Raw genomic sequence first — 11,831 nt, forward strand, 5'->3', positions numbered from 1 at the left:
CTGCTCACCCCCGATTAATTTTCGTTGAGTAGACTAGACATTTTTTTAGCAAATCCGCTATCTGTAATAGCAATCGCTACACGGGCTTCCTTCCCGGTAGCATGTCCAAGATCATATCGATCTCCGAAAACATAATACTCAACTTTATAAAACGTACATTTATCCTGAATCTTTTTGCTCGTATTTGCCGAAGCATCCGAAGCTAAAAAGACAAGTTTTGCATTGCCGTTGCGAATTTCTTTTACGACAAGCTCTTCTCCGGATATTGTTTTTCGTGCACGTGCTGCTAAACCTAATAGCTGTAGCAATGCCGGGTTTGTCATAAAATCGACTCCCGGCGGATTAGCGTTAGCAGCTCCTCATACACCTCATCCGGCACTTTTGCATCAAGCTGGCGATCTAAAATATTCTTTTTACGCGCCATTTCAACAGCATCTTCCGTTTTAGAAACATATGCTCCACGACCGGATTTTTTTCCCGTAATATCAACAGTCACTTCGCCCTCTTTTGAACGAACGACGCGAATCATTGATTTTTTCGGAAGCATCTCGCCTGTTGCAACACATTTGCGTAAAGGAATTTTTTTATTAACGACCATATTGCTTACCCTCCTTGCAAAATCATTCCAAATGATGGCTTACTCTTCGTCATCACCATATAAATCAAATTGTACTTCTTCTGCATCTTCACGTGGAACGAATGTGCTCGTTTCAGAAGGATAAATCCCTAATTCGCGTGCATCTGTTTCACTCTTGATGTCGATTTTCCAGCCCGTTAATTTTGCTGCTAAACGAGCATTTTGTCCGCGCTTACCAATCGCTAGTGATAATTGGTAATCCGGTACGACAACTGTTGTTGACTTTTCTTCTTCATTTACTTGAACGTCCAGAACTTTTGAAGGGCTTAGTGCGTTTGCAACGAATACAACCGGATCTTCTGACCATTCTACGATATCGATCTTTTCACCGTTTAATTCGTTTACAATTGTTTGCACACGTGCACCTTTAGCTCCAACACATGAACCTACAGGATCTACTTCTTCATTATGTGCATATACAGAGATTTTTGAACGGTCTCCCGCTTCACGCGCGATTGATTTGATTTCTACAGTGCCATCATAAATTTCTGGAACTTCCATTTCAAACAGACGGCGCAATAATCCAGGATGTGTACGAGAAACGATTACTTGTGGACCACGTGTTGTGCGTTCAACTTTTGTAATGTAAACACGGATGCGTGTAGTTGGCTTATAAACTTCACCTTGAATTTGTTCGTTAACAGGTAATGCCGCTTCAACTTTACCGATTGACACATAAATATTACGTGCATCTTGACGCTCGATTACACCTGTTACGATGTCATCTTCACGGTCTACATACTCTTCATAAATTAAACCGCGCTCTGCCTCACGAACACGTTGCGTTACAACTTGCTTAGCAGTCTGTGCCGCGATACGTCCGAAGTTACGTGGTGTTACTTCTTCTTCTACGACGTCACCAATTTCATAAGCTGCATTAATGAATTTCGCGTCTTCCAATGCGATTTCCAGACGATCGTCTTCTACTTCTTCTACTACGTCTTTACGAGAATAAACAACCATTGAACCTGTATTTAGGTTAAGATCCACGCGAACGTTTTGCGCTTGGTTGAAGTTACGTTTGTACGCAGTTACTAAAGCCGCCTCAATCGCCTCAATTAATACATCTCTTGAAATACCTTTCTGCTCTTCAAGGGCAGTTAGGGCATCTAGTAATTCACTACTCATTTTTGTTTTCACTCCTAAATTTGCTTATCTGAAAAATCGATAGCAAGACGCGCTTGCGCAATTTTTTCTTTTTCAATTTGTACTGTAACTTTACGTGTTTTAATACGGAATTCGATTTCTAAAAACTCATCTGTATATGCGCGTAAATAACCATAGAATTCTTTTAAATCCTTAACTGGTTCATAAGTTTTCACATAAATATATTTGCCGATTGCTTTTTCAAAGTCCTGTTGTTTCTTTAACGGACGTTCCGCTCCTGGTGAAGAAACCTCTAAGTAATAGTTTTGCTCGATTGGATCATTTTCATCCAACTTCTCGCTTAAACGTTCACTCACTTGTGCACATTGTAAAATATCAATGCCGCCTTCTGGTGTGTCAACATAAATACGAAGGAACCAGTCGCGTCCTTCTTTCACGAACTCGATATCAACTAATTCCAAATCAAGCTCTTCCACGATCGGTGTCACTAGCTCTTCAATGATCGACGTAACTTTGCTCATCGTATCCTCCCTAACGTCTTTGTTTGTTTTAAATCTTCTTAGTATTGGTTTAACAAAAGACGAGTTTTCATTGAAAAAAATGGAGACATTTACATCTAAATGCAATTGCGTCCAGATTTTTTTGAGGCCCACAGGACGTGGGTCAGCCAGTCATCGCCTTAAGATACGGCGTTTTAGACGGACTTCATTTTTTCATTTTAAATTTGTGATATTCGCCAAAGGTTCAACTCCATTGAACAAATGATCTGAACACTTGCTCATCGAAATTAAATAGTTGTGTAAACAACAGAAAAGAGCGGGAAACCCCACTCTTTTGCTGGTGAACTATCAACAAATTATTACATTTAGCATAGCACAAAGGCTATCCTAATGCAAATTTTGCCTATTAACACATAGAATTAACAACAATTAAGAGAATATGCATCTGTAAATACAAAATCCTCTCTTTTAGCCAATCCGTACATTAGAATAATGACAGCTGGTTGGCATCCGGCATTCCTTCCAGACATCCAAGCTCATCCATATACTCGATTAATGTCTTCGATACACGGCCGCGCTGCTGTAGATCTTCCTTCGATAAAAACTCTCCGTTTTTACGTGCTTCAACAATTTGTTTTGCTACGTTTGTACCAAGGCCAGGAATGGCATCAAATGGCGGAATCAATGAGTTTCCTTCAATAATGAACTCACTCGCCTGTGAACGGTATAAATCAACCTTTTTGAAGCTCATGCCGCGTTCACACATTTCAAGTGCCAGTTCCATAACCGTCAGTAAACTTTTCTCTTTTGGCGCTGCATCGAGCCCCTTCATGTTGATCTCATCGATTTTTTTGCGAATCATGACAGAACCTTGCGTCATCGCAATTAAATCAAAGTCCGATGCACGTACAGTGAAGTACGCTGCATAGTAAAGAATCGGATGATGCACCTTGAACCATGCGATACGCACGGCCATTAATACATACGCTGCGGCGTGGGCTTTCGGGAACATGTACTTAATCTTTTTACAAGAATCGATATACCATTCCGGCACTTTCTTCGCACGCATTTCCGCTTCCATTTCATCTGTTAAGCCTTTACCTTTACGAACAGACTCCATAATTTTAAAGGCAAACGACGGTTCCAAATCCTGATAAATTAAATAAACCATAATATCGTCACGACAGCCGATTACTTCTTTTAATACACAAGTGCCGTCTTTAATCAGTTCCTGTGCATTTCCAAGCCATACGTCTGTACCGTGAGATAGTCCTGAAATCTGCACAAGTTCACTGAATGTTGACGGTTTTGTTTCTTCTAGCATTTGGCGTACGAATTTTGTCCCGAACTCAGGAATTCCGAGCGTTCCTGTTTTCGTGCCAATTTGCTTTTCCGTTACACCTAGTGATTCCGTTGAACTGAAAATCTTCATAACAATTGGATCGTCTGTCGGGATTGTTTTCGGATCGATTCCGGATAAATCCTGAAGCATACGAATTACGGTCGGATCATCGTGTCCAAGTATATCGAGCTTTAAAATATTATCGTGAATCGAGTGGAAGTCGAAATGGGTTGTTTTCCATTCCGAATCCTGGGCATCCGCCGGGAACTGTACTGGCGAGAAGTCGTAAATATCCATATAATCCGGAACTACGATAATGCCCCCTGGGTGTTGTCCGGTTGTACGTTTTACCCCTGTACATCCTTGCACAAGGCGGTCCACTTCCGCATTTCGGTAAGTGATGCCATTGTCGCTTCCGTACCCTTTTACATAACCATATGCCGTCTTTTCAGCGACGGTACCAATTGTTCCGGCACGGAATACATAATCTTCACCGAACAGCACTTTCGTATAGTTATGCGCCTGTGGCTGATATTCACCGGAGAAGTTCAAATCAATATCGGGCACCTTGTCTCCCTTGAATCCCAGGAATGTTTCGAACGGGATATCCTGGCCGTCTTTTTTGTACGGAGCACCGCATTCCGGGCATTGTTTGTTCGGTAAGTCATAGCCTGATGCAACCGAACCATCCGCGATAAACTCGGAATGCTTACACTTTGGACAAACATAATGCGGCGGCAGCGGGTTTACTTCGGTAATTTCCATAAATGTCGCGACGAGGGATGACCCTACAGATCCACGCGAACCTACTAAGTAACCGTCAGCAAGCGATTTTTTAACGAGCTTTGCGGAAATCAGGTATATTACTCCGAACCCGTGCCCCAAAATCGATTTCAGTTCCTTATCAATACGTGCCTGGACAATTTCCGGTAAATTTTCGCCGTAAATACTATGTGCCATTTCATAAGTCAGATTCGTTACTTCATCATCCGAGCCTTCAATCTTCGGTGTATATAAGTCGTCCTTGATCGGTTTTACATCGCCAATCATATCGGCGACAAGCTGCGTATTTGTCACAACGATTTCCTTTGCCAAATCCGGGCCTAAAAAGTCGAATTCCTTCAGCATTTCATCCGTTGTACGGAAATGGACTTTCGGTAAAGGATTACGGTTTAACGGGTTTGCCCCACCCATTGACCCAACAAGGATTTGACGGAACTTTGCATCGGTTTCATGCAAGTAGTGGACATTTCCCGTTGCTACGACCGGTAAGTTCAGTTTTTTGCCAAGCTTTACGATACGGCGGATAATGTCTTCCAATGCCCATTCATCATGGACTGTACCGCCATCCACTAATGGAGAATAGACCGGTTTCGGCATTACTTCCAAATAATCATAGAATTTTGCGATACGCTCTGCTTCTTCCTGCGTCTTATTCATCATTGTTTCAAATAGCTCACCATTCGAGCAGCCTGAGCCTACGATTAAACCTTGTCGTAGTTTTTGCAAATCAGATCGACGAATACGTGGCACACGGTAAAATGTTTCCGTATGCGAAATTGAAATCAACTTAAACAGATTTTTCAGTCCGGCATCATCGACCGCCAAAATTGTACAGTGACTTGGGCGTGACTGTTTATATCCTTCTGCACCGCCGACATGGTCATTCATTTCAATCAGGTTTTTAATACCTAAATCGGTAGCCTGTTTCAATAAATGCAGGAATAGCTCTCCTGTTGCTTCGGTATCATAAATTGCCCGGTGATGCTGGGTTAGTTCGATATTGTATTTTTTCGTTAATGTTTTCAAGTTATGCGATTTTTGCCCTGGATTTACAAGACGGGAAAGCTCGACCGTATCGATCCCTGGGTGGCGAACTTCTATGCCGGCATTTTTGTATGCAACATATAAGAAACCTAAGTCAAACGCTGCATTATGCGCGACAACAACCCCATCGCCGATAAAGTCATGGAATTCACGAATGACATCACTCAGCTCTGGTGCATTGACAAGCATATCATCAGTAATATGAGTCAGCTCGATAATTTTTGCTGTTAATTTACGGTGCGGGTTTGAGAATCGTTCAAATGTATCAATAACTTGACCATTCTTAATTTTGACGGCCGCCAGCTCGATAATCGTGTCATACACGTTCGAGAAGCCGGTCGTCTCTACGTCAAATACGATATACGTTGCATCTTCAAGGTCAACATCAATCGGATCGTAAACAATTGGTTTTCCGTCATCAACTAAGTTTGCTTCCACGCCGTAAATGACTTTAATGCCATTTTTCTTACCGGCAGCATACGCTTCAGGGAATGCCTGAACAACAGCATGGTCGGTTACCGCAATCGCAGGATGTCCCCATTTGGCTGCTTGTGCTACTAGTTTATCGACAGATGTCATCGCATCCATTTGACTCATCGGTGTATGCAGGTGAAGCTCAACTCGCTTTTCGCCTTCCGGAGCATGGTCTTTTTTAGGTTCACGCTTGATTTCGTTGATGTCTTTTACCATCATGACTAAATCGCGGGCAAATGTATCAAGCTGAATCGATCCGCGTACACGCACCCACATCCCTTTGCTCATCTGCTTCATCTTCACGACGTCCTCGTCACCGTTTGAGAACATTTTGACCATTAGTGAGTCGGTGTAGTCGGAAATTTTAAATTCAAGCAATGAACGACCGCTTCGAAGTTCTTTAATATCACATGCAAAAATAAACCCTTCCAGTACAATCGAGCGTTCTTCTTCCAGTACTGTGCGGATTTCGACCGGATCCGGATTTTTAATGAGTGCACCAATCTGGAATGGTGTATCTCCATTGGAAACAGCACCAGGATTGGCCGCTTTCTCTTTTTCGCGTGTTGCAAAATCGGCCATCGCCTGTTTAGACAGTCGCTCTTCCTCTTCCCTGCGCTGCTGGTAAAACGCTTCTTGCTGTGCGATAAATTCATCATTTTCCTCTACAAGCTGGAACTCAAGCGGGATATGCGGGAAACCGAATGTTTTGTACGACTCGGCAATTTTATCTGTATACTTTGCTTTTAATGATAAGTACTCGACTTCGAGCATCGATGTTACGACAAGCTTATGACCTGTCCATTTCGGTGTTTGCTTCGATAAATTTGCACGCAATAGTGGTGACATTTCATCCAATTGCTCCACTACTACTTGCCAATAATCCAAAATATGCTGCTCATTAACTACCGGATTATGCGATTCAATCGTCAGTAACACATTGGCTATAGGAGAAAACTTCTCGACCATCCGCATTCTCAGCAATTGATACACTTGGTAAGGCAATATATTTTCAATTTTTATTTTAAAGTCCCAAATACGTTTCTTTTTATGAACCGTTACACGTTCGAGTGTTCCATTTTCAAAAAAGGACATATAGACATCATCAGTCAATTCAAGCTGCTGTAACAATAGTAGGAATTTTTGTCTTCCTTCCTGTTTTGACAATTGTTTCACCCTTTCATCATGCTGTTTCCATTGTAAGGTGAGGGATTTCATCGGACATGAACAAATACTCCACTTTATTTAAAATAAGCGGAATTAATACCGTTATTCATCCAAGCCAACCCAATACATAAAAAATGGCCCCTTCACTTCCAATGAAAAAGAAAAGAAAGTACATAAAAAATTGTACTTTCCCGTTCTCTCTATCTTAATCGTTACTAGTTTTGGCGGAAATATTCGTTTAAGCGATCGACTACTTCTTCTTTCGCCCATTCTGCAGATTCGCCTGTTGAACGGAATTTCACTTCCACAAGACCTTCTGAAGCTTTTTTACCTACTGTAATACGAACAGGTAATCCGATTAAATCTGCATCTGCAAATTTTACGCCGGCACGTTCTGCACGGTCATCATATAACACTTCATAGCGGTATGATTTCAGTACACCATAAAGCTCGTCCGCTAATTGAACTTGTGCTTCGTCTTTTGCATTGATTGGTACTAGTTGCAAATCATATGGTGCTAATTGTGCAGGCCATACAAATCCGTTTTCATCTTGGAAATGTTCTGCTACAGCAGCAAGTATACGAGAAACCCCGATACCATAGCATCCCATAATATAAGGTTTTGCTTTACCTTGCTCATCAAGGAATGTTGCATTGAGTTTTTCTGAATAAGTTGTACCTAATTTGAAAATATGTCCAACTTCAATACCTTCAGCAAACTTAATGATACCTTGACCGTCCGGAGATGGGTCACCTTGTTGGATGAAACGGATGTCTTCATAAGAGCTGATCGCGAAGTCGCGCTCCGGATTAACATTTAATAAGTGGAATCCATCTTCGTTTGCCCCTGCAACACCGTTACGGATTGATTTGATTGCGTTATCCGCAATAACTTTTACATTTACCGGCAATTTCACAGGACCGATTGAACCTGGTGTACAGCCTAGTAATTCTTTAATAGCTGCGTCTTCTGCCAATTCAACAGATGTAGCACCTAATGCATTTTTTAATTTAATATCGTTAATTTCGTGGTCACCGCGCGCTAAAACAACAACCAACTCACCATCAATATCAAAAACTAGTGATTTAATCACATTTGAAGGTTCCACATTTAAAAATGCCGATACTTCTTCAATTGTTTTTTGGTCTGGTGTTTCAATTTTTTCGATGTCTTTCAATGGTGTTGTCGGTGCTGTATATTCTACAACAACCTCTGCCATTTCGATGTTTGCCGCATAATCCGATGTATCCGAATAAGCGATTGTATCTTCACCGATTTCAGAAAGCACCATAAATTCGTGCGTACCTTTACCGCCAATTGTACCTGCATCCGCAATTACAGCACGGAAGTTCAGTCCAAGACGCGAGAAGATGTTTGAATATGCACGGTACATATCATCGTATGTTGCATCAAGTGATTCACGTGATGAGTGGAAAGAATAAGCATCTTTCATAATGAATTCGCGACCGCGCAGTAAGCCGAAGCGTGGACGTTTTTCATCACGGAATTTGCTTTGAATTTGGTAAAGTGTTAACGGTAATTTTTTATATGATTTAATTTCATCACGCACCAAAGTTGTAATCACTTCTTCATGAGTAGCACCTAGAGCGAAGTCACGGTCATGACGGTCTTTTAAACGCATAAGCTCTGGACCGTATGCTTCCCAGCGACCTGATTCCTGCCATAGCTCTGCTGGTTGCAATGCAGGCATTAATAACTCGATTGAATTGATTGCTTCCATTTCTTCACGGATGATCTGTTCGATTTTTGATAATACTCTGCGCGCTAATGGTAAGTATGAATATACTCCGGCTGCATTTTGTCGGATAAATCCGGCACGCATAAGCATACGATGCGATTTCACGTCGGCATCGGATGGATTTTCCCTTAAAGTAGGGATAAACGTTTTGGTCTGTTTCATAAATAGTGCCACCTTTTTTATTTAAATTGCTACTTCTATAATACTAATCAAATTTAGCTTTGAACGCTAGTATTATTCATACAAAACGCTCAAAGCTGCCATTTTAAAACGTATTTTGTTTAAAAGAGATTCTACATCTGACATGGTGTTGATTTCCATTACGGGTCGGACGCTTTCCGCGGGCGTGGCCTGAGCCTGTAGTCTCAGGCGTCACGCCTATTCCCGCAGGAGTCGCCTCCCCTTCATTCCAATCAACGTGCTTGCCCTTTAGCTAAATCAACTTAATTAATATTAGAAGAAGAATCGCTGGATATCGTTCCATGTTACGACGACCATTAAGATCATCAGCAGGAGTATTCCGACGAAGTGAACCATACCTTCTTTTTGACGGTCGATTGGTTTTCCTCTTACTGCTTCCACAGCGAAGAAAAGTAAACGGCCACCATCAAGTGCTGGTAATGGTAACAAGTTCATAATCCCTAAGTTGACGCTCAGCATTGCCGCAAAGTATAGAATATTATATAAACCGAACGTTACAACCGTTTCAGTTGTTTTATAAATTCCTACCGGGCCTGATAATGCATCAATCGAGAATTGGCCGGTAATCAGTTTTCCGACAAGTGTTCCGATTGTAATAATCATGTTATACGTTTCTTCCACACCATACACTACGGCTTGTAATGGATTTTTTTCAATGGAACGCATCACACCGATTTGTCCGTAATCCGGACCACCTTCCTGCTCTACAGCTTTTGGTGTAAGTTCAATTACTTCATTACCCGTTTCACGTTCAACTTCGAATGTTACGGCTTTGTTCGGGTTCTTGAAAATTTGTTCTGATAATTCTTCCCAAGTTGAAATCGACTGTCCGTTCACCTTGACTACTTTATCGCCATCGACCAATCCGGCACTGCTCGCAACAGAATTGTCCATAACTTCGGCAATAATCGGTTCCTCAGAAGGAATCCCTTGAATAAGCCCGATAATCAGGAAGATGAAAAACGCTAAAATAAAATTGAATAATGGACCAGCGAAAATCGCCATTGCACGAGCACCAACAGATTTTGAATTAAATTGGCGATCAAGCGGCGCAATCATCTGCTCCGTACCATTTTCAACGATGCTTGCTGTACGTGATACATTGTAGCGAATGAACTGATCATCTTCATCATAACCTTCAATCCAAAGTTCACGTTCTAAGTCCGCACGCTCTACTTCTAAAAAGATGACGTTTTGGTAATGTGTTTTTTGGTTGAGAATGATTTTTTCTACAATATTTTCTTCATTCGTTATTAAAGCTACGCGGTAACCAGGCTGCAGTTCTACCGTATCGGTATCTTCGCCGGCCATTCTTACATAACCGCCAATTGGTAATAATCGTAGCGTATAGACTGTTTCACCTTTCGTCATCCCAAAAATCTTCGGTCCCATACCAATCGCAAATTCACGTACCATAATGCCTGCTTTCTTTGCAAATAAGAAGTGACCTAGCTCATGGAAAAAAACGAGTGAGCCAAAAATTAAAATAAAGGCTATAACTGTTTGCATAATCTCCCACCTTCATTGGAACTGAGCCGAATATTATTTCGCTCAATCTTTTCTAGCAATCAAGCTCTTGAAAAAAGGCACCGCTTGTACAAAAAGGAGGATGTCCGCCTTTTCGTTCTTCACGTCCGTTTTTCACACTTCACTATTTTACCATGCTTGCGACGGTTTTTCTCGTTTCACTGTCTACATGTAAAATAGTTGCTAAATCTGGCAAAGCGATATTGTTATGACTATTCATAATACGCTCAATACATTCTTCAATTTCTAAAAAAGTAATTTTTTCTTGTAAAAACAATGCAACGGCTGCTTCGTTTGCCGCGTTCATTGCCGTTAAGATTGTCCCGCCCATTCTTCCTGCATCATAAGCAAGCTTTAATGCGCGGAAACGGTCAAAATCAACTTCCTTAAAATGAAGCTGTCCAATTTGGGCCAAATTTAAACGTTGGCCATTTGCAAGTGGTAAACGGTCCGGGTAGCTAAGCGCATATTGAATCGGTACGCGCATATCCGGTGTTCCGAGCTGTGCGATGACACTTGTATCCTCATATTCCACCATCGAGTGAATGATGCTTTCACGGTGCAGCAATACGTCGATGTTGTCATAAGGCATATCAAACAGTACATGTGCCTCAATTACTTCAAGCCCTTTATTCATCATTGTTGCCGAGTCAATCGTAATTTTGGCTCCCATTGACCAGTTCGGATGATTCAGAGCATCTTTTACTGTTACACCTACTAGCTCATCCCTTGTTCTATCACGGAATGAACCACCTGATGCCGTTAAAATAATACGCTCGATACGCTTTTTGTTTTCACCGTTCATCGATTGGAAAATAGCTGAATGCTCACTGTCTACCGGTAAGATTGGGGCATTGTATTTTTTCGCTTCAGCCATTACTAGATGGCCTGCTGTTACAAGTGTTTCTTTGTTAGCAATGGCAATCGTTTTCCCCATACGGATCGCAGCAAGTGTCGATTCCAGTCCAACGCTGCCTAATACTGCATTGATAAGCACTGTCGAATCCGGATGTGTCGCTACTTCGACCAATCCTTTATCGCCATATGTAAAGGAAACATGTGGGAACTCTTTTTGTAAAGTGCCTGCCGCTTCCTCAGTTTGCATTGAAACTAATTCTGGTTGAAGTTTTTTTATAATTTCGCGGGACTTTTCAATATTTTGTCCGGCTGAAAATGCAACAAGCTTAAATTCATTCGGATTTGCAAGTAAAATATCAAAGGTTTGCCATCCGATGGAACCTGTTGCACCTAATAAACTAATTTTTTTCACAATGATACGTCCCTTCTAT

The 11,831-nt window shown here is 41.5% G+C and carries 8 protein-coding genes; all 8 read right to left on the reverse strand.

The features are described from left to right. Nucleotides 1-14: 14 nt before the first annotated feature. The 8 genes from ACQKN3_RS09050 to dxr all read right to left on the reverse strand — a co-directional run bounded on the left by ACQKN3_RS09050 (nt 15) and on the right by dxr (nt 11,812). Nucleotides 15-323, reverse strand: a complete 309-nt coding sequence (locus ACQKN3_RS09050; RefSeq protein ID WP_251689276.1) for a YlxQ family RNA-binding protein — start codon at nt 321-323, stop codon at nt 15-17. Next, nucleotides 320-598 (reverse strand): RNase P modulator RnpM, encoded by a 279-nt coding sequence (gene rnpM / locus ACQKN3_RS09055; protein ID WP_008403237.1) that lies wholly within the window; start codon nt 596-598, stop codon nt 320-322. Before rnpM ends, ACQKN3_RS09050 begins: the two co-directional genes overlap by 4 nt. Nucleotides 599-637: 39 nt before the next feature. Continuing rightward, nucleotides 638-1,765, reverse strand: a complete 1,128-nt coding sequence (gene nusA, locus ACQKN3_RS09060) for a transcription termination factor NusA (protein WP_251689277.1) — start codon at nt 1,763-1,765, stop codon at nt 638-640. A gap of 14 nt (nt 1,766-1,779) precedes the next feature. Further along, entirely contained in the window at nt 1,780-2,265 is a 486-nt protein-coding gene (gene rimP / locus ACQKN3_RS09065; protein ID WP_079525284.1) for a ribosome maturation factor RimP, read from the reverse strand. A gap of 463 nt (nt 2,266-2,728) precedes the next feature. Then, entirely contained in the window at nt 2,729-7,105 is a 4,377-nt protein-coding gene (locus ACQKN3_RS09070) for a PolC-type DNA polymerase III (RefSeq protein ID WP_427710908.1), read from the reverse strand. Nucleotides 7,106-7,269: 164 nt separating this feature from the next. Then, nucleotides 7,270-8,976 (reverse strand): proline--tRNA ligase, encoded by a 1,707-nt coding sequence (locus ACQKN3_RS09075; protein ID WP_251689279.1) that lies wholly within the window; start codon nt 8,974-8,976, stop codon nt 7,270-7,272. Nucleotides 8,977-9,267: 291 nt separating this feature from the next. Beyond that, complete coding sequence (gene rseP / locus ACQKN3_RS09080) at nt 9,268-10,524, reverse strand: RIP metalloprotease RseP (protein WP_251689280.1); 1,257 nt, start codon at nt 10,522-10,524, stop codon at nt 9,268-9,270. A gap of 142 nt (nt 10,525-10,666) precedes the next feature. Beyond that, nucleotides 10,667-11,812 carry a 1-deoxy-D-xylulose-5-phosphate reductoisomerase gene (gene dxr / locus ACQKN3_RS09085; RefSeq protein ID WP_251689281.1) on the reverse strand — a complete coding sequence of 382 codons (1,146 nt, stop codon included), beginning with the start codon at nt 11,810-11,812 and terminating at the stop codon, nt 10,667-10,669. Nucleotides 11,813-11,831 lie beyond the last annotated feature (19 nt).

The sequence above is a fragment of the Solibacillus sp. NPDC093137 genome (assembly GCF_050280445.1).
Classification (GTDB): domain Bacteria; phylum Bacillota; class Bacilli; order Bacillales_A; family Planococcaceae; genus Solibacillus; species Solibacillus isronensis_B.